At 68.5% G+C, this 18450-nt stretch carries 13 protein-coding genes, 1 tRNA gene and 2 pseudogenes; 11 read left to right on the forward strand and 5 right to left on the reverse strand.

Going from position 1 to position 18450, the window contains the following annotated elements; genetic code table 11:
- The first annotated feature begins 9 nt into the window (after window positions 1-9).
- The gene (locus ACYQ78_RS15945; RefSeq protein ID WP_459801597.1) at window positions 10-1941 is read left to right on the forward strand and encodes a chaplin family protein; all 1932 of its coding nucleotides are present in this window, start codon (window positions 10-12) and stop codon (window positions 1939-1941) included.
- Between the two features lie 141 nt (window positions 1942-2082).
- On the opposite strand, the gene ACYQ78_RS15950 is transcribed toward ACYQ78_RS15945, so the two are convergent.
- The gene (locus ACYQ78_RS15950; protein ID WP_439649040.1) at window positions 2083-2250 is read right to left on the reverse strand and encodes a DUF5703 family protein; all 168 of its coding nucleotides are present in this window, start codon (window positions 2248-2250) and stop codon (window positions 2083-2085) included.
- Between the two features lie 210 nt (window positions 2251-2460).
- On the opposite strand from ACYQ78_RS15950, the gene topA reads away from it, so the two are divergent.
- The 10 genes from topA (at window position 2461) to ACYQ78_RS16000 (ending at window position 15779) form a co-directional block, all read left to right on the forward strand.
- Window positions 2461-5196, forward strand: coding sequence for a type I DNA topoisomerase (gene topA / locus ACYQ78_RS15955; protein ID WP_459801598.1), 2736 nt, complete (start codon window positions 2461-2463; stop codon window positions 5194-5196).
- 201 nt (window positions 5197-5397) lie between these two features.
- Window positions 5398-6648 (forward strand): metallophosphoesterase, encoded by a 1251-nt coding sequence (locus ACYQ78_RS15960; protein WP_459801599.1) that lies wholly within the window; start codon window positions 5398-5400, stop codon window positions 6646-6648.
- A 165-nt stretch (window positions 6649-6813) separates the two neighbouring features.
- A complete protein-coding gene (gene tmk / locus ACYQ78_RS15965) occupies window positions 6814-8838 on the forward strand; it encodes a dTMP kinase (RefSeq protein WP_459801600.1) in 2025 nt (674 codons plus the stop codon).
- Between the two features lie 9 nt (window positions 8839-8847).
- Complete coding sequence (locus tag ACYQ78_RS15970; protein ID WP_459801601.1) at window positions 8848-10038, forward strand: DNA polymerase III subunit delta'; 1191 nt, start codon at window positions 8848-8850, stop codon at window positions 10036-10038.
- Between the two features lie 53 nt (window positions 10039-10091).
- Entirely contained in the window at window positions 10092-10619 is a 528-nt protein-coding gene (locus ACYQ78_RS15975) for a SigE family RNA polymerase sigma factor (RefSeq protein ID WP_459801602.1), read from the forward strand.
- Entirely contained in the window at window positions 10616-11923 is a 1308-nt protein-coding gene (locus ACYQ78_RS15980; protein WP_459801603.1) for a hypothetical protein, read from the forward strand. The genes ACYQ78_RS15975 and ACYQ78_RS15980 overlap by 4 nt, the downstream gene beginning before the upstream one ends.
- Before the next feature lie 63 nt (window positions 11924-11986).
- Window positions 11987-12802, forward strand: a complete 816-nt coding sequence (locus ACYQ78_RS15985) for a PSP1 domain-containing protein (RefSeq protein ID WP_459801783.1) — start codon at window positions 11987-11989, stop codon at window positions 12800-12802.
- The gene (locus ACYQ78_RS15990) at window positions 12799-14250 is read left to right on the forward strand and encodes an alpha/beta hydrolase (protein WP_459801604.1); all 1452 of its coding nucleotides are present in this window, start codon (window positions 12799-12801) and stop codon (window positions 14248-14250) included. The genes ACYQ78_RS15985 and ACYQ78_RS15990 overlap by 4 nt, the downstream gene beginning before the upstream one ends.
- A 58-nt stretch (window positions 14251-14308) precedes the next feature.
- A tRNA-Thr gene (locus ACYQ78_RS15995) sits at window positions 14309-14382 on the forward strand.
- Between the two features lie 329 nt (window positions 14383-14711).
- Window positions 14712-15779, forward strand: a complete 1068-nt coding sequence (locus ACYQ78_RS16000; protein WP_459801790.1) for a hypothetical protein — start codon at window positions 14712-14714, stop codon at window positions 15777-15779.
- Window positions 15780-15915: 136 nt separating this feature from the next.
- Here ACYQ78_RS16000 and ACYQ78_RS16005 read toward each other — a convergent pair.
- From ACYQ78_RS16005 to ACYQ78_RS16020, 4 genes and pseudogenes are all read right to left on the reverse strand, one after another.
- A pseudogene (locus tag ACYQ78_RS16005) lies at window positions 15916-16728 on the reverse strand (tyrosine-type recombinase/integrase); the annotation flags it as partial.
- 23 nt (window positions 16729-16751) lie between these two features.
- A complete protein-coding gene (locus ACYQ78_RS16010; protein ID WP_459801605.1) occupies window positions 16752-17009 on the reverse strand; it encodes an Arm DNA-binding domain-containing protein in 258 nt (85 codons plus the stop codon).
- Window positions 17006-17191: a helix-turn-helix domain-containing protein gene (locus ACYQ78_RS16015; RefSeq protein ID WP_459801606.1), complete on the reverse strand. Its 186-nt coding sequence runs from the start codon at window positions 17189-17191 to the stop codon at window positions 17006-17008. Before ACYQ78_RS16015 ends, ACYQ78_RS16010 begins: the two co-directional genes overlap by 4 nt.
- 177 nt (window positions 17192-17368) lie before the next feature.
- Window positions 17369-18009 (reverse strand): annotated as a pseudogene (locus ACYQ78_RS16020) (replication initiator).
- Window positions 18010-18450: the final 441 nt, after the last annotated feature.

An 18450-nucleotide genomic window follows, 5' to 3' on the forward strand; every position in this document is an offset into this window, starting at 1 on the left:
AGCTTCATCATGCGAACGTGGACGAAGGGCACTGCCCCCGCAGCACTTCTCGCGGTCGGCGTCATGGCCCTCGGCACGGGCACGGCTGTCGCCGACACCGACGGGCAGAGCTCGGTCGGCGGCGGCAACCAGATCAACCTGCCGGTCAACCTCCCGATCGACCTGAGCGGCAACGCGGTCGGAGTCGCGGGTGGTTCGACGGCGACGTCGAAGGGCGGCGCGTCCGTCGACAACAGCGGCACCGCCGGCAAGGGCATCCAGGGCAGCACTTCCGGCAAGAGCAGCGTCCTGGGCGGCAACCAGGTGAACGCGCCGGTCAGCGCGCCGATCAACGCCTGCGGCAACGCGATCTCGCTGTTCGGCAACTCCGACGCCGGGTGCAAGGGCGGCTCGGAGGTCAAGACGTCCGGTCAGGGCGGCGCGGGCAAGAACACCACCAGCGGGGCCAACAGCCTGCTCGGCGGCAACCAGGTCACCGCGCCCATCACCGCTCCCATCAACGCCTGCGGCAACTCGGTGGCGATCTTCGGTGACGCCGTCGCGGGCTGCAAGGGCGGCTCGACGGTCAAGAACACCGGCACCGGCCCCGGCGGCAACACCACCTCCGGGCGCTCCGCCGCACTCGGCGGCAACCAGGTCATCGCGCCGGTCAGTGCGCCGATCAACGTCTGCGGAGTCACCGTCGCGGTCTTCGGCGACGCGTTCTCGGGCTGCAAGGGCGGCTCGACCTCGACCAACGGCGACCCCGGTCCGAAATACCAGCACGGCCCCGGCAAGCCGGGCTCGACCGGCAACGACACCGACGGCCGGTTCGGCGCCGGTAGCGGCAACCAGGTGATCGCCCCGGTCAACCTGCCCGTCAACGTCTGCGGCAACGCCATCGGGGGCGCGCTGGCCGGATGCAAGGGCGGCTCCGAGGCCATCAACACCACGCCGGGCACCGGCGCCGGGGGCAACACCACCGACGGCCGTTCGGGGGTCGTCGCGGGCAACCAGGTCATCGCGCCGATCACCGCGCCGATCAACATCTGCGGCAACGCGGTCGCCCTGTTCGGCGAGGCCTTCGCCGGGTGCAAGGGCGGCGCGACCGCCAAGAACGGCGGCAAGGGCGCCGGGGGCAACACCACCTCCGGCCGGTCCGGGGTGGCTGCGGGCAACCAGGTCATCGCACCCATCACGGCGCCGATCAACGCGTGCGGCAACGCCGTCGCGGCGGCGGGCGGGGCCGAGGCCCACTGCACCGGCGAGGTCTCCGCCGAGGGCGGGCCCGGCGGTGGCGGCAACAAGACCGACGGCAAGTCCGGCGTCCTCGCCGGCAACCAGATCATCGCGCCGATCACGGCGCCCATCAACGCCTGCGGCAACGCGGTGGCCGGGCTCGGCGACGCCGCGGCCGGGTGCCTCGGGGGCAGCAAGGTCGGCCGTTCGGTCAACCACACCACCGGCGACGGCTACGACAACCTGACCCAGAGCTGGGGCAAGGTCGACGCGGCCGAGGCCTCCGGCCCGCTGCCCGCCCTGCCGGCGATGAGCTCGGCCCGTCAGCTCACCAAGATGAGCGCCGCCGGTCTGCCGCTGGTCGGCGACCTGCCCGGCATGCTGGGCCTCCCGGCGCTCCCGGGCCTGCCCGGCGACCCGGCCGTCCCGGCCGGGTCGAAGGGCAAGGTGCCCGGTAAGAACGCGCAGGCCAGCCCGCTGGCGCCGGTCACCGGTGCGGCGTCGGGGCTGCCGGTCGCGGGCTCGCTCGGTTCGGCCTCCTCGGCTCTGCCCGTCGGCGCCCTGCCGGTCGGCGGTCTCGGCCTGATGAGCGCCGCCCAGCCCGACTCGATCACCGGTATGAACTCCGGCTCGCTGGCCGCCCTGCTGCTGGGCGCCATGTTCGCGGCCTCCGCGACCTTCTTCGCCGGCGCCCGCCGCCTGCGGTTCGGCCGTCGCAAGTAAGGCCGCAAGTAAGTAAGACGTGCCGCCGCTGACAGATCGGCGTGCGACCAGGTGTCTCCCCCGGCCGGGCGGTTCCCGCTGGGGGAGGCGGGAAAGCTTTGCCCGTCTCGGGGGCGCGGCCCGGGGCGGGCAAAGCCATGTTTACAGAGTGCTGACCACGCGTATGATCTTCCGTCGCAGCCAGACCCTCCGGCTGCCGTCGGAATAGAGACGTAGGCGATCGAGTTCCCAATGCCCGTATTCGGCATGCTCTGTCAGGAGCCGACGAGCCGCTTCACGCGATGTCCCGCGTGGAAGGAACAGCTCCATGTAGGAGTAGTCGAGCACAGCGATTAGTCTCCCGTTGGGGACGGTGGAGTCCGATGGGCTCTATTGTGCGTCCTCGTGGGATAACGGGTCCAGGTGGTTACAGACCGGGGCCCACCCGGGTAGCCCGAGGGGAGGGCCGCTCGAGACGGGTTACCGTGAAAAGGCCCACACCGACGGGGATCAGCAGCGAGCAGCGAGGTAGGTAGCAGCGTGCCAGCGAACAACGGCAACGCCGGCGGAACCCGCCTGGTGATCGTCGAGTCGCCTGCCAAGGCGAAGACGATCGCCGGGTACCTCGGGCGCGGTTACGTCGTCGAGTCCAGCATCGGCCACATCCGCGACCTCCCGGGGAAGGGTGACACCATCCCGGACGAGTACGCGAGCCAGGCCTGGGCCAAGCTCGGCGTGAACGTCGACGACGACTTCGAACCGCTCTACATCGTCAACAGCGACAAGAAGTCGCAGGTCTCGAAGCTGAAGCAGCTCCTGAAAGAGGCCGACGAGCTCTACCTCGCGACGGACGAGGACCGCGAGGGCGAGGCCATCGCGTGGCACCTGCGCGAGGTCCTGAAGCCGAAGGTGCCCGTCCACCGGATGGTGTTCCACGAGATCACCCCGCAGGCGATCCGCGACGCCGTGGCCAACCCCCGCGACCTCAACCTGCGTCTCGTCGACGCGCAGGAGACCCGGCGCATCCTCGACCGTCTCTACGGCTTCGAGGTCAGCCCGGTCCTGTGGAAGAAGGTCAAGCAGGGGCTGTCGGCCGGTCGCGTCCAGTCGGTCGCGACGCGTCTGGTGGTCGAGCGGGAGCGCGATCGCATCGCGTTCACGAGCGCCTCCTACTGGGACATCGCCGCCGTTTTCGACACCGGGCTGGACAGTGACGATCCCAGCCGCTTCGGTGCGACTTTGCTGTCCGTCGCGGGCAAGCGGGTCGCCCAGGGCCGTGACTTCGGCTCCGACGGCCAGCTGACCAGGCAAGACGTGCTCCACCTCGACCAGGCCGCGGCGACCGCGCTGGCCGGTCGGCTCGACGGTGCCTCTTATTCCGTACGGTCGGTCGAGCGCAGGCCGTACACGAGAAAGCCCTATGCGCCGTTCCGGACGACGACCCTCCAGCAGGAGGCGAGCCGGAAGCTGGGGTTCTCCGCGAAGTTCACCATGCAGGTGGCCCAGAAGCTCTACGAGAACGGGTTCATCACCTATATGCGTACCGACAGCATCACGCTGTCGGAGACCGCCGTGGCCGCCGCGCGCAGCCAGGCGATCAAGCTCTACGGCGCGGCCTACGTGCCCGACAAGCCGAGGGCCTACGCGAGCAAGGTCAAGAACGCGCAGGAGGCCCACGAGGCCATCCGCCCGTCGGGTGAGGAGTTCCGCACCCCCGGCGAGACCGGCCTGTCCGGCGACATGTTCCGCCTCTACGAGCTCATCTGGCAGCGCACCGTCGCCTCCCAGATGAAAGACGCCGAGGGCGAGTCGGTCTCGGTCAAGGTGCTGGCCGACCGTGAGCAGGCCGAGTTCAGCGCGACCGGCCGGACGATCACCTTCTACGGCTTCCTGAAGGCCTACGTCGAAGGCGCCGACGACCCGTCGACCGACCGCGACGACTCCGAGAAGCGGCTGCCCAACCTCGCCGAGGGCCAGGCGGTCAACGTCCTGGAGCTCGCGCCGGCCGGCCACTCGACCAAGCCGCCCGCCCGCTACACCGAGGCGTCGCTGGTCAAGGAGCTGGAAGACCGCGAGATCGGGCGGCCGTCGACCTACGCGTCGATCATCGGGACGATTTTGGAACGCGGCTACGTGTTCAAGAAGGGCACCGCGCTGGTGCCGTCGTTCCTGGCGTTCGCCGTGGTCAACCTGCTGGAGCAGCACTTCGGCAACCTGGTCGACTACGACTTCACCGCCGAGATGGAGAAGGTCCTCGACGACATCGCCAACGACCGCGCCGAGCGGGTGCCGGAACTGCGGCGCTTCTACTTCGGCGACGGCGGCGACGGTGACGAGGGCCTGAAAGACCTGGTCAGCGACCTGGGCAACATCGACGCCAAGGAGATCAGCTCGTTCCCGATCAAGGGAACCGACATCATGATCCGGGTGGGCCGCTACGGCACCTACCTCGACCGTGAGGGCTCCAAGGTCAACGTGCCCGACGACGTCACGCCCGACGAACTGACCGCCGAGAAGGCCGAGGAGCTGTTCGCCCAGCCCTCCAGCGCCCGTGAGCTGGGCCCCGACCCGGTCACCGGTCATTCGATCTGGGTACGCAACGGGCCTTACGGCCACTATGTGACCGAGGTCCCGCCGGAGGAGCCCCAGCCCGCCGACGGCCCGAAGAAGCGGGTGAAGAAGGCCGACCAGCCGAAGCCGCGCATCAGCTCGCTGTTCAAGACGATGGACCCCGAAGCGATCACGCTCGACGACGCGCTGCGGCTGCTGTCGATCCCCCGTGTGGTCGGGCTGATCGACGGCGAGGAGGTCGTCGCCCACAACGGCAAATACGGTCCCTACATCAAGAAGGGCACCGACTCCCGGTCGCTGACGGCCGAGGAGGAGCTGCTCACGATCACGATCGAGCAGGCCGCCGCGGTGTTCGCGCAGCCGAAGCAGCGGGGCCGCAGGGCCGCCGCCGCGCCGCTGCGTGAGCTGGGCGAAGACCCCGTGTCGAAGAAGCCGGTCGTGGTGAAGGAGGGCCGGTTCGGGCCCTACGTGACCGATGGCGAGTCGAACGCGTCGCTGCGCAAGGGCGACACGGTCGAGGAGATCACCATCGAGCGCGCGGCCGAGCTGCTCGCCGAACGGCGCGAGAAGGCCCCCGTCAAGAAGGCGCCGGCCAAGAAGGCCCCGGCGAAGAAGACGACCACGACCGCCACCAAGGCCAAGACGGCGGCGGCGAAGTCGACCACGCCGAAGCCGACCGCGCGGGCGAACACGAAGGCGAAGTAGCCGTCTGACGGTACCGGCCGATACCGGCCGGTACCGGTCACAACCGGCGACGTGAGCAGGCGTTTTACAGCTTGTCAGCCTGCGTGGTTCGCCGTGCAGGCCGGGTTGTCCACAGGCGCCAGGTTGTCCACAGGCGGTCTCCCCGGCCGCGCCGCACGAGGTTTTTGCTCGTAGCATGAGCGCGGTCGACAGGGGGTAACCGTGGGTTTTTTCGTCGTTGTGTTCGGCGTGATATTCGCCGTCCACGTCTACCTCTACTGGCGGCTGGTCCGGCAGACGACGCGACCGGGGTGGATCCGGTGGGTCCTGACCGGCGTGCTGGTGCTCCTGCTCGTGCTGCTGCTCGTGGCGTTGGTCGGCAGCCGCATGTCGTCGTCGTGGATCGTCCATGTGCTGGCCTGGCCGGGGTTCATCTGGGTCGCGGTCATGTTCTACGTGACGCTGATCTGCCTCGCGCTGGAGATCCCCCGGGTGATCCTCAACCGGATCTTCAAGGGTGATCCGGTCAAGGTGCCGCCGCCGCCGAAGGTCATCCCGGCCACGGTCGGGTCGACGTTCGGGCCGAAGAAGATCGAGATCCACGTCGAAGACGTCGTCGAACCGCCCAAACGGCCTGACCGGCGCCTGTTCATCAACCGCACGGCCGCGGTCGTGGCCGGGGTCGGGGCGGGCACGATCGTCGGGTTCGGGATCGAGACGGCGCTCGGCGGGCCCGTCGTGGAGCCGGTGAAGATCAAGCTGCCGAACCTCGATCCCCGCACCAACGGCCTGCGCATCGCCCTGGTCAGCGACATCCACCTCGGCCCGCTGACGAACATCGGCCACACCGAGCGCATCGTCGAGGAGATCAACCGGCTCAACGCCGACGTCGTGGCCATCGTGGGCGACCTGGTCGACGGGAGCGTCCGGGAGCTCGGCGCGCTGGCCGAACCGCTCCACCACATCCGGGCCCACCAGGGCACCTACTTCGTGACCGGCAATCATGAGTACTACATCGAGGGCGGTCCCTACGAGTGGATCGACACCCTGCGCGGTCACGGCATCCGCACGCTGGCCAACGAGCGGGTGTCGATCTACCGCGACGGCGTCGAGGCGGTGACGCTGGCCGGGGTCAACGACGTCAACGGGGCGACCATGCAGGCGGGGCCCGACCTGCGGGCCGCGCTCAACGGCCGTCCCGTGGAGGTTCCGACGGTCCTGCTGGCCCACCAGCCGGTCGTCGGGGTCGAGGCGGCCGAGTGGGGGGTCGAGCTCCAGCTCTCCGGTCACACCCACGGCGGGCAGATGGTGCCGTTCGACCGGATCGTGCCGCTCCAGCAGCCCGTGGTCCGGGGGCTCGACAAGATCGGCGACATGCAGATCTACGTCACCCGGGGCGCCGGTTTCTGGGGGCCGCCGGTCCGCGTCGGGGCACCGCCGGAGGTCACTTTCATCGAGCTGGAGCGGGGCTGACGTGACGGTCCGGCGATGGGTTGGCGCTCCCGTCCAAGTCGGAGGGAACGCGCATGAGTACTGCGGCGATACGCGGTTCGTAATACCCTCAGGCGATGAGCAGCCGGGGCAAAACCGGCCCGCTCCACCCCCCACCCGCAGCGAGCACCTGGATACGCTGACACCATGAGCACCCCCGGCCGCAAGCCGTCCCACGTGCTGACCATCGCTCCGTTCCGCCGTTTGTGGACAGCGATGTCAGTCGGCGGGCTGGGCGACTGGCTCGCCCTGATCACACTGACCGCCCTGGCCGGGTCGATCACCCAGGAAGACGGCTACCCGGCGATGAGCCTGGCCGTCGGCGGGGTCTTCCTCGCCAAGCTGCTCCCCGCCGTGCTGCTGGGCCCGCTGGCCGGGCTCCTGGTCTCCAAGGTCGACTGGCGGCTCGCGATGGCCGCGGCCGACGCGCTGCGGTTCGTGGTGGTCCTGCTCGCGCTGGTCATCGGCGGCTATCAGTGGCTCATTCTGGCGATGTTCCTGATCGAGTGCGCGTCGCTGGTGTGGAACGCCGGCCGTGACGCCGCCGTCTCCGGGCTGGTCCCGGCCGAGCGGCGGCCCGACGCCGAGAGGGTGGGCCTGCTCGCCTGGTATGCCATGGCGCCCCTCGCCGCCTTCCTGTTCGCCTTGGTGGCGGGCCTGGTCAACGTGCTGACGGCGGTCATCCCGAGCTTCGGGGCCGGTGCCGGGAAGATCATGATCGTGGTCACCGGGATCAGCTATCTCGCGACCGCGGCGCTGGTGTTCACGCTCGACCTGCGCAGCGCGGGCGGTGCGCCCAAGCCGTCGGTGCTGATCCAGCTCACCGACGGGTGGCGGCTCGCGACGACCAACAAGGCCGTCAAGCGGCTCTACGTCGGCATGATCGGCGTGTTCGCCGCGGTCTCGGTCGTGGTGGCCGTCGGCCGCGCCTACGTCGACGTGCTCGACGCCGGTGACGCCGCCTACGCCACCCTGTTCTGCGCCGTGTTCGTCGGCGGGGCGGTGGGCTCCTACTTCGGGCTGCGGTGGCTCAAGGAGCTGTCGCGGGCACGGTTCTTCGGGCTCTCGATCATCCTGACCGGGTTCGCGCTGGCCGCCGCCGGGCTGATCCACAACCTGGTGATCGTGGTCGTGCTGACCCTCGTCGCCGGGGTGTTCGCCGGGGTCGCCTGGATCATCGGCTTCACCATGATCGAGGTGGAGGCCGAAGGCCGGTCGCCGGTCGACTTCCTCCACGCCGTCACCCGGGTCGTGTTCCTGGGTGTGGTCGCGCTGTCGGCGCTGGTGGGCGGGTTCTTCGGCGTCCACGACCTGAAGATCAACGATCTGGGCTACCGGTTCGACGGGGCCAACATCGTGCTGCTGGCCGCGGCCGTGCTCGCCGTGGTGATCGGTGTCGTCTCGCTGCGGCGGATGGACGACCGGCCTCAGGTGCCGCTCCGGGTCGACCTGGTGGCGGCGCTGCGCGGCGAGCCGTTCGGGGCCGAGCCCCCGGCCGAGGCGCCGGGCATGTTCATCGCGTTCGAGGGCGGCGAGGGGTCGGGCAAGACCACCCAGTCGCGGCTGCTCGCGATCTGGCTGCGCGACCAGGGGTTCGACGTCGTCCAGACCCGGGAGCCCGGGTCGACCAAGGTCGGCATGCGGCTGCGGGCCATCCTGCTCGACTCGGCCCACCAGGGATTGTCGGCCCACGCCGAGACGCTGCTCTACGCGGCCGACCGGGCCGAACACGTCGAGAAGATCATCCGCCCCGCGCTCGACCGCGGGTCGATGGTCGTGTGCGACCGTTATGTCGACTCGTCGCTGGCCTACCAGGGCGCCGGGCGGGTGCTCGGGACCGACGAGGTCGCCCGGGTCAACACGTGGGCCACGGGCGGGCTGGTGCCCCATCTGACCGTGCTGGTCGACGTGCCGCCGTCGGTGGGCCTGCGGCGCCACGCCCATCCGGCCGACCGGATCGAGTCGGAGCCGCTCGACTTCCACGAGCGGGTGCGCAAGGAGTTCCGCGCGCTGGCCGCCCGCGCCCCCGAGCGCTACTTCGTCGTCGACGGCACCCTCACCCAGTCCGAGGTGTCCCGGTTGATCCAGGATCGGGTCCGCGACGTGCTGCCCGACCCGGTGCCACAGGAGACCGAGGCGAGCACCGGAACGATGCCCGCCATCAGGGACTAGCCTTTCCGGGTGGACGTGTTCGATGACCTCGTCGGCCAGGAGCAGGCCTCGACGGTCCTGCGCCGGGCCGCCGCCGCAGCCGCCGACGTGCTCGCCGGGGGCCGCGGCGCGGGCATGACCCACGCGTGGCTCTTCACCGGGCCGCCCGGTTCCGGCCGGTTCGACGCCGCCAAGGCCTTCGCGGCCGCCCTGCTCTGCCCGGACCGGGGCTGCGGGCACTGCGACTCGTGCCACCAGGTGATGGTCGGGTCGCATCCCGACCTGGAGTCGGTCCGTCCGCAGGGGCTCTCGTACGGCGTCAAGCAGACCCGCGAGCTCATTCTCCGGGCCGCCGGGCGGTCGACGATGGGCACCTGGCGGGTGGTCCTGTTCGACGACGCCGACCGGGCGACCGAGCAGGCGGCCAACGCTCTGCTGAAGGCCATCGAGGAGCCGCCGCCCCGCACGGTCTGGCTGCTCTGCGCGCCGGCCCCCGACGACATGATCATCACCATCCGGTCGCGGTGCCGGGTGGTGACCCTGGTGACGCCGTCGAGCCAGGCGGTCGCCCACTCCCTCATGACCAGGGACAACGTGCCTCCCGGGGTGGCCGAGTCGATGGCGCGGGCGGCTCAGGGCGATCTCGCGCGGGCCCGGAAGCTGGCGCTCGACGCGTCGGCTCGGGGGCGGCGTGAGGCCGTACTGTCGATTCCCAAAAGCCTGACCAACGTCGGCGAGTGCATTTCCGCGGCCGAGAAGCTGGTGAAGACCGCCGACGAAGACGCCGAGGCGGCCACCACCGAGCTCAACGAGAGCGAGATCTCCCAGCTGCGGGCCATCTACGGCGAGGGTTCGACCGGCAAGGGCCTCAACCGGGGGCTGGTCCGAGGCGGCGCGGGCGCGCTGAAGGAGCTGGAGACGGCGCAGAAGTCCCGGGCGACCCGGATCAAGCGCGAGTCGCTCGACACGGCGCTGCTCGATCTGATGGCGTTCTACCGGGATGTCCTGGCGGTGCAGTTCGGGGCGCCGGTCGAACTGGCCAACGACGACCGCCGGGCCGAGCTCGAAGCCGCCGCGCGGGCGTCCCGGCCCGAAGACACGCTGAAGCGCACCGACGCGATCATGCGCTGCCGCGAGCGCCTGGCCGCCAACGTGAACCCGCAGATCGCGGTCGAGGCGCTGACGCTGACCCTGTGGAAGCCGGGCAGCGCTTCGAGGTAGACATTCGTGGGCCGAGGCGAGCAACCTCAAGGGGTTCTGTACGTCTCTGAACCATGCAGGCCGAAACGGTGGACATCGCACTCTCCTCCGGTGATCGTGACGAGGCGATCAGCCGTCTCTACGAGGAGCATGCGCTCGGGCTGACCAGGCTCGCCCTGATCATGGTCGGCGATCGGGAGAGCGCCGAGGACGCCGTCCAGGACGCGTTCCTCGGGCTGCACCGACGGTGGCGTCTGCTGCGTGATCCGGCGGCGGCGGTGCCGTATCTGCGGAGTTCGGTGCTGAACAACGCGCGCAGCGCGCTGCGGCGAAGACGGTTGCCGTCGTGGTTCGCGGGGGCCTACGACCCACCCGTCTGGTCGGCCGAGTCGGCCGCGTTACTCGGCGCGGAACGCCGGGAGGTCCTGGACGCTCTGCACCGGCTGCCCCGGCGGCAGCGGGAGGCGCTCGTGCTGCGCTACTACGCCGAGCTGTCGGAGGAGGAGACCGCCCAGGCGATGGGGGTCACCAGGGGGACCGTCAAATCCACGACCTCCCGGGCGCTGGACGCGCTGGGGCGCATCCTTGGAGAGAACGCATGAACGATCTCATTTCCCGCCTGAAGGACGCGACGACCGCCGCCGGCGAGACGATCTCCGAGGTGCCCGAGCTTCGCCTGGAAAGGGCCAGGAGGGGGTTTCTGGTGCCCGTGGCGGCGGCGGTGGCGGTCGGGCTGGCCATTGTGGGGACGGTGGTCATGACACGGGGTGCGCTCGACCAGACGGTGGCGACCACGGTGCCGCCCCGGTTCATGGTCGAGGCCCGGGAGACCGCCGCGCTGATCGTCCGGGGGGTGACCGACGGGGCCCAGCTCGACCGGGTCGAGGCGGGTGACGGGTGGACGTACAACCAGGTCCAGGCCGCTCCGGACAACCGGACCTTCTACGCCACGATGAACGGGGACCGGTCCTGCTCCGGGAAGATCGTCCAATTCTCCTTGGACGATGACGGCCGGGCCGGGCCACAGACCGAACTGCCAGTTCGGCCGCCGGACGGCAACAGGTTCAGCGCCTTCACCGTGAGCGGCGACGGGACGAAGGTGATCTTCGGATCGGTGCCCTGCGCGGCCAACGCCTACAGCGCGGGCGTGGTCATGGTGGCCGACGCGGAGTCCGGAGCCGGCCAGACGATGTCGGTCGGGCCGTCGGCCGGGTTCGCGTCCATCACCGCCAGCGATGACGGTACGAAGATCGCCTACCTGCCGCTGTCGGAGGGCAACCTCACGGTGCGCGTCTCGGAACCGGCGGTGGTGGTTCCGTCGCCCACCATCGCGCCTGGTGATCTTCCGACCGACGCTGTGATCGCGGAGCCGGCGCCCGGGGAGGTGAGCACGGTCGCGCCCGTCCCGGACGACGTCGTGCCCGGCACGTTGCGGACCATCAGTTCGTGCCGTTTCTACGCCTCGGCGGACATCGTCCAGGTTCCGCAGGGCCAGACGTGGACGCTCGACTGTCCCGACGCCTCCGAGGCCTACCTGATCGACACCACCCGGCCCGGCGCCGCGCCCCGGCGGGTCGACCTGACGACCGAGCTGGACGGGAAGAGGACCGAGGTCTTCGGGGTGCGGATGTCCGCCGACGGCACCCGGCTGATCGCCGGAGTCGGCACCGGGACGGCCGATCTGGGCAATCCGCGGGCCGCGATCATGTCGTTCGACGCGAACGGCGGCGCGCCCGCTCAGATCCTCTATCGGGGCCGCTCCTGGCTGCGGCTGCTCGACGTGGCCGCCGGGGGTACCCAGATGCTCGTCCAGAGCGAACTGGAGATTGGCGTTGTCACCGGAAATGCGTACAGAAAGGTCTTGGACATTCCCGGACGGGTCAGGGACGGAGTGGTTGCCTGGTAAAGAGCGCGTAGGGTGGCGGGAGGCGTAACCGAACGAGGAGGCCGGGCTCCCTTGGGCATGATGATGGCCGTGAGCTTCACCCGATACGGGCGGCTGTACTACCTGGATCCGGGTGGCCACTCCCCGAAGGTGGGCGACCGGGTCCTCGTGCCCACCGACGCCGGCTTCGAGGTCGCCGAGACGATCTGGGCGCCGCAGTGGGTGTCCGAAGACGTCGACGGGCTGCCGGTCTGCGGTGGTCTGGCCGAGGAAGACCACCTGACCCGCGACGAGTCGAACAAGCGTCGCCGCGCCGAGGCCAGGAGCGTGTCCAAGCGCCTGATCAAGCGCCACGAGCTGCCGATGAAGGTGGTCGGCGTCGACTACATCGACGCCGACAACGTCTACACGGTCTACTTCTCGGCCCCCCACCGGGTCGACTTCCGTGCGCTGGTCCGCGACCTCGCCCGCAACCTGCGCGCCCGGGTGGAGCTCCGCCAGATCGGCCCGCGCGACGAGGCCCGGCTCCAGGGCGGGATCGGGCCGTGCGGCCGCGACCTGTGCTGCGCGACGTTCCTGAAAGACTTCGAACCCGTTTCCGTACGTATGGCGAAAGACCAGGACCTCCCGGTCAACCCGTTGCGGATCGCCGGGGCGTGCGGCCGGTTGATGTGCTGCCTGAAGTTCGAGCACCCGCTCTACCAGGAGTTCCGCGCCGGAGCGCCCCGGGTGGGCCTGACGGTCGACACGCCCGAGGGCGCCGGTGTGGTCGTCGGGCACAACGTGCCGTCCGATTCGGTGATCGTGCGGCTCAACGACGGCGGGCGGCGCTGCGCGTGCTCCAAGGCGAGCGTGTGCGGGCCGCGCAAGGCGTACGAAGAAACGCACGAATCGTCGTGAGGCGCCTGCTGCTGGCGTTAGCTCTGGTGGCGACCGCGTGCTCGGCGCCGGAGGCCGCTCCCGCGCCCTCGCCGCCTGCCCAGGATCGGGCGCTGGCGTGGACGCCGTGCCATGAGGGTCTGGAGTGCGCGACGCTGGCCGTGCCGCTCGACTATGACAAGCCCGACGGCGAGAAGATCAAGATCTCGGTCGCGAAGCGGCCCGCTACCGGGGAACGCATCGGGTCACTTCTGGTCAATCCTGGTGGGCCTGGGGGGTCGGGCATTGAATACGTACAGGAAAGTCCTGTTTCCGAGACGCTGCTCGAACGGTTCGATCTGATCGGGTTCGACCCTCGGGGCGTGGGGGAGTCCACGCCGGTGCGGTGCCTGTCCGAGCCTGACCTGGATACCTACCTGTCTTTGGACATGACGCCTGACACGCCCGAGGAGAAGGCGGCGATCGTCACCGGGGCTAAGGAGTTCGCGGCCGGGTGTGAGAAGAACGCGGGCTCGCTGCTGGCCCATGTGGGGACGGCCGACGCGGCCCGCGACATGGACGCCCTGCGTGCGGCTCTGGGGGACGCTCAGCTGACCTATCTCGGGAAGTCCTATGGGACCTACCTTGGGGCGGTTTATGCGCAGCTGTTCCCTGATCGGGTGCGGGCTCTCGTTCTCGACGGGGCGGTCGATCCCCGGGTTTCTGCGCTGGAGTTGAACGAGGTGCAGGCCAAGGGGTTCGAGGTGGCCATGCGGGCCTTTGTGGAGGACTGCTTCAAGGTTGCCGATTGCCCGTTCTCGTCGCGGAGCGTCGATGGGGCGTTGGACGAGATTTCCCGGCTGTTGCAGCGGGCCGACCTGTTGCCGCTGCGGAACCAGGCCGATTCGCGGGTGATCAACGACACGTGGGCTGCGTTTGGGGTGATCACTCCGCTTTATGACCGGGGGGCTTGGGAGATTCTGCGCGGGGCCCTGAAGGAGGCTTTCGCCGGTGACGGGAGCCAGCTGCTGCGGATGGCGGATGTGCTGCTGGGGCGGCGGATGGACGGGTCCTGGACGAACCAGACGGAGGCCAACAAGGCGGTCAACTGCGTTGACCACACCTTTCCTGCTGATGTGGCCGCTTATGAGGCGGCTGCTCAGGGGGCGGCCAAGGTGGCGCCTCGGTTCGGGGAGTTCGTGATGTGGGACAGCTTGGCCTGTGCTTATTGGCCTGCTCGATCTTCTGAGGCCGATTTGAAGATCACTGCGGCTGGGGCGGCGCCGATTCTGGTGGTGGGGACTACGCGGGATCCGGCTACGCCTTATGAGTGGGCTGAGGGGTTGGCGTCTGAGCTGGAGTCGGGGGTTCTGTTGTCGTATGACGGGGATGGGCATACGGCGTACGGGACCGGGTCTACGTGTGTTGATCGGGCTGTGGATGCCTACTTCGTGGATCTGGTGGTGCCGGCCGACGGGACTCGGTGTTGATCGTGGGCGCGGAGTGGGGGGCGGAGGCTGTACAGTAGTGCGTGCTGCTTGTCGGCATGCCGCCTTAGCTCAGTCGGCCAGAGCGACGCACTCGTAATGCGTAGGTCTGGGGTTCGATTCCCCAAGGCGGCTCTTACGAATGAGGCCCTTGACCTGGGATTTCCCGGTCGAGGGCCTTTGTCGTTTCTGGATCTTGCTAACACTGGTGCTAACAGGGCTCGCTGAGGGCTTCGGGCCTGGCGAACCACGTGGGCGTAGACGTGCAAGGTGATCGCGTGGTCGGCATGGCCGAGACGGGCGGCGACCACATGGACGGGAACGTCGGCCAGGAGCAAGGTCGTGGCGTGGATATGGCGAAGACCCTTTAGTTCGGCATGGGGCAGCGAGTTCGGACGTCGCCGGACGCCTTGATCGGCTTGGGCATCAGCGCCGTGATGGTGTGGGGTAGTACGGTTCCCCGCATGCAACCGAGGCGCCTGGACATCATTGACGCCGTTGAGGCGCTTGGTCTCGCGGGTGTGGGGGCCGAGGTATTCAATGCCGGCGGCGCCAAGTTCGCTGTCGGACCAAGCGGCGCAGTGATCATCGCGGAGGTGGTGGACGATCTGGCCGCCAGCGGGGTGTGGAGCAGCGAGACGTTCAGGCTGCTCGGCCCCGCTCCCGAGGCTATCGCTAACCGGTGGTTGGGCCCTGAGGCCCAGCTGATTCATCTGTTCGTCCGGGTGGAGCGGGGCGTGCTCTACCTCGGCGAGGGACACCACGCGCGCAGCAGCTGGACCGACGACGGGCTCAAGGACTGTGACCTATGGATCGATCAGCCGCTGAGTGTTGAGATGCTCGACCGGGTACGTCCGCCGAGCACGCCCACTGCCCTGCCCGGGTTGGAGTGGCTTGAGCACGTCAACGGTGACCGCGCTACAGCGTTGCGGCTGTTCGTTGAGGGCTGGCACCCCGCACCCGCCCCGTCTGCGAAACCGGTCGCGTCAGCGGGCAATGTCCCTGCGGCGCTGGCCGAGTTCTACCGGCTTGCCGAAGACCGTCCGCAGGTCCTCGGTGTCCAGAATTTCATCTGCTCTGCGGCTGAGCTGCGCACCGATGGTGAGGGCCTGCTGCTGTTCGGCCATGAAAATCAAGGTGGCTTTGAATGGTCCCTCGACCCGTCTGAGGACGACCCGATCGTGTGGACGGTTGAAGATCCCAGCGAGCGGCATGCTGAGCGTGAACGTTTGAGCGGCTTCTTGATTCAGTTCTCGTTGTTCGAAGCCGTGATGAGCGCGCCCTACAAGGCTTGGAGCCGCCGCGTACCGGAGCCGATCGCCGACGAACTGACCCGAGGGCTGCGCCGGGTGCCGCTGAAGACCTGGATGTGGCCTCTCTGGCAAACGTCTTTCTACGTCGCGCCGGGTCTGGTCGTCGCCGAGGACAGGAACGAGGACGAGGAGTGTTACGTCTGGGTCGGCGCTGTTCACCGCAGCCTGCTGCGTCCGCTGACCGACTTAGGCATCCAGTGGCAATACTTCGAAGGCTGATGAACCGCCTGGGCCGGAGCCAGCAGGCGTCTGCGAGGGCTATGGCGAAGATGTCGGCGGCGGATGCTTCGGCCTGGCGGACTACGTAGACGCGCAGGGTGATCGCGGGGTCGGCGTGGCCAAGGCGAGCGGCGACGACGTGGACGGGGACGCCGGCCAGGAGCAAGGTCGTGGCATGGATGTGGCGGAGGTCGTGCAAACGGGCGTGGGGTAGCGGGGTTGCCACTTCCTTGGATGCCTTGTTCAGTTTGGACATCAGGGCGGTGACGGTGTCGGGGTAGATCGGTTCGCCCCAGCCGGTCGTGAAGACGTAGTCACCAGTGCCACGCCAGTTCTCTCCGACCTGGAGTTGATCGGTGGCCTGACGCTTGCGGTGCTCGCGCAGGGCCGTAACCGTCGCTGGGTCGATGCTGACTGCTCGGGATCGGCCGCTCTTGGTGGTGCCTTCCACTCGCTCGCCTTTGATCAGCGTCGCGGAGCCGGTGATGGTGATGGTGATCTGCTTTCCTTCAAGGTCGATGTCGACCCCGCGCAGGTTGAGCAACTCACCGCGACGGGTGCCTATGTAGGCGGCGACGTGGAAGAAGGCGGAGAGTCTGTGGCTGGCGGCCACGGCAAGGAAGGCCCGGAGTTGCTGTCTGTTCCAGATCGTTCCTGGTTCGGCGTACTCCGCTCTCGGACGCTTGGCGCGGTCGACGGGACTGCTGTCGAGAAGCTGGTCGACCTCTACGGCGTCCCGGAATGCCTTACGGAGAACGGAGTGGAGATGGGTGACCGTGGCGACAGCCAGGCCGCGACCGGTGCGGCCACCAGTCGTGGACAGGTCCCGGTAGAGCTTCGTCAGGGTGGTCGGGCGAACGGCCTGGAGACGCATGCTTCCGATGCGGGGGGTGACGTACAGCCGGATGCAGTTGCGGTAGGCCTTCAGGGTGCGCGGCTTGATCTCCATGGCGTGCGCGTCCAACCAGTCGGTCAGGAACTCGGTGACGGTGATGGTGTTGCGGTCGACGTATCGCCGCTTCGGGCCTTGACCCGCGCCTCGTCCCGGGCTGCTTTGGCGGCGTCCTCGGTCGCGAAGCCGCCGACCCACTTCGGCTTGCTCTCGCCGGTTTCGTTGTCCCTGACGCGGATGACGTAGGACCAGGTCTTTCCGCGCTTGACCACACCGTCGCGCACCTTCGGGGTGATCCTCTTGCGGGGCTGCTTGTCGCCTGCCGGGGTCCTGGTCATGCTGTGGTCTCCTTGTCGGTCAGGCTGAGGATGTAGAGGTGGAGGGCTGCCAGGGGGATGCGACGGCAGCCGTCGATGCGGATCGAGTCGATCGCTCCGGACGCCATGAGCTGGTAGAGCTTGCTGCGTGAGATGGCCAGGGCTTCGGCTGCCGCAGGCACGGTGAGCAGGAGCGGCGTCATCGGGCATCACACCGAGCACGGGAGCCGACGAGGGACGCGGGCACCAGGGCGTCAGCGGCGGTGAATCCACGGCCGACGTAATGTCAGTCGGCGACTTTGACCACGTCGTCCTCCGGGATGCCCGCCAGGTGCTCACGGGCGAACACCTCGGTGTGAACGAAGCGCTCTCTCGCTGCTCTAATGTCGCCGAGCGTCATGGGAGAAGAGTCGGGATCGAGTTGAGAAGTGACCCCGGTAGCCGAGCATATGGGCCCAGGGACCGAGCCGCAGGTCAGCCAGTCCATCGAGGTTCGCCAGCCGGAGGCACTTGGCGATCAGGCGTCTGGCGTACGCGCTGACGGGGAGGGTGTCGAGGTCGTCTGTGATCTGTATGGGCCGGTCGAGGGTGCCCACGTATTCGGCCGCCCTGGTGGCGTACTTGGCGAGGTAACCGGAGACAGCCTGTTCGGTCAGTTCGCTGGCCAACGTGACGGGTCGGATGTCGAGCTGATCGCCCCAGCCAAGCAGGCGGCTCGTCTGATCGGGCGCCGATGGGGAGGCTACGTGGACGGCTCGCGCCGCAGCTCTGACAGCTTCGGCCAAGGTGTCTGCGGTGGCCCACATCGGGGGAGGGGTCGAAGGACCTTCCGGTCCGTCGAGGCGGATCGCGCGTGGAGATCAATAACACCACGTTGTTGGTACTCGGCGACCTTGACGAAGGAGACGACGAGTTCGTCTCTCATGGTTTTGATCGTTAGGCCATGGCGGTGGGCGAGATGCCAGCGCAGGGAGTCAGTGAAGTGCTTCCACAGCGCTGAGGTGAGCGCGCTGAAGAGCACGGAGCCGGTCTAGTTGTAGCGGCTTGGACAGAGCAGTTCGCCGAGTCGACGTCATCCGACGCTACTTGATCATGCAGGACGTGGCGGTGTCGTGCAGGCAGGCCTCGGCATAACGCCGGGTCTTGCACGGCAGGCGCAGCACGCCGTCAGGTTCGGTACGGGTGGTGTAGCGGTGGAGGAGAGCACCGGTTGTGGAGGGCCCATCCTCTTTGACGAATAGGTCGCGCCCGTACTGAAGCGCCCTGCAGAACCTACTTGGCCCTGTTCAACCGTCTTTACGGAACCTGGCAGGTCGAGCTTGGCTTGGGCAACCGTCTACGGCTCTTCCGCCAAGACCCGGCTGGCGAGGCCATCATCGCGCGAGGACACGCTTGGGCCGCAACGTAGAGGTGACTCAGGATCTGAACTTTGTCCAGTAAATATCGAATTTGCGTTCGAGAA

The organism is Herbidospora sp. RD11066, assembly GCF_054661255.1.

What these genes read in the sequence shown, in the direction of transcription:
- ACYQ78_RS16000 (WP_459801790.1), top strand. Translation starts at nt 14,712, where the DNA reads ATGCAACCGAGGCGCCTGGACATCATTGACGCCGTTGAGGCGCTTGGT.
- ACYQ78_RS15980 (WP_459801603.1), top strand. Translation starts at nt 10,616, where the DNA reads ATGAACGATCTCATTTCCCGCCTGAAGGACGCGACGACCGCCGCCGGC.
- ACYQ78_RS16015 (WP_459801606.1), bottom strand. Translation starts at nt 17,191, where the DNA reads ATGACGCCGCTCCTGCTCACCGTGCCTGCGGCAGCCGAAGCCCTGGCC.
- ACYQ78_RS15985 (WP_459801783.1), top strand. Translation starts at nt 11,987, where the DNA reads ATGGCCGTGAGCTTCACCCGATACGGGCGGCTGTACTACCTGGATCCG.
- ACYQ78_RS16010 (WP_459801605.1), bottom strand. Translation starts at nt 17,009, where the DNA reads ATGACCAGGACCCCGGCAGGCGACAAGCAGCCCCGCAAGAGGATCACC.
- ACYQ78_RS15945 (WP_459801597.1), top strand. Translation starts at nt 10, where the DNA reads ATGCGAACGTGGACGAAGGGCACTGCCCCCGCAGCACTTCTCGCGGTC.
- ACYQ78_RS15975 (WP_459801602.1), top strand. Translation starts at nt 10,092, where the DNA reads ATGCAGGCCGAAACGGTGGACATCGCACTCTCCTCCGGTGATCGTGAC.
- tmk (WP_459801600.1), top strand. Translation starts at nt 6,814, where the DNA reads ATGAGCACCCCCGGCCGCAAGCCGTCCCACGTGCTGACCATCGCTCCG.
- ACYQ78_RS15950 (WP_439649040.1), bottom strand. Translation starts at nt 2,250, where the DNA reads ATGGAGCTGTTCCTTCCACGCGGGACATCGCGTGAAGCGGCTCGTCGG.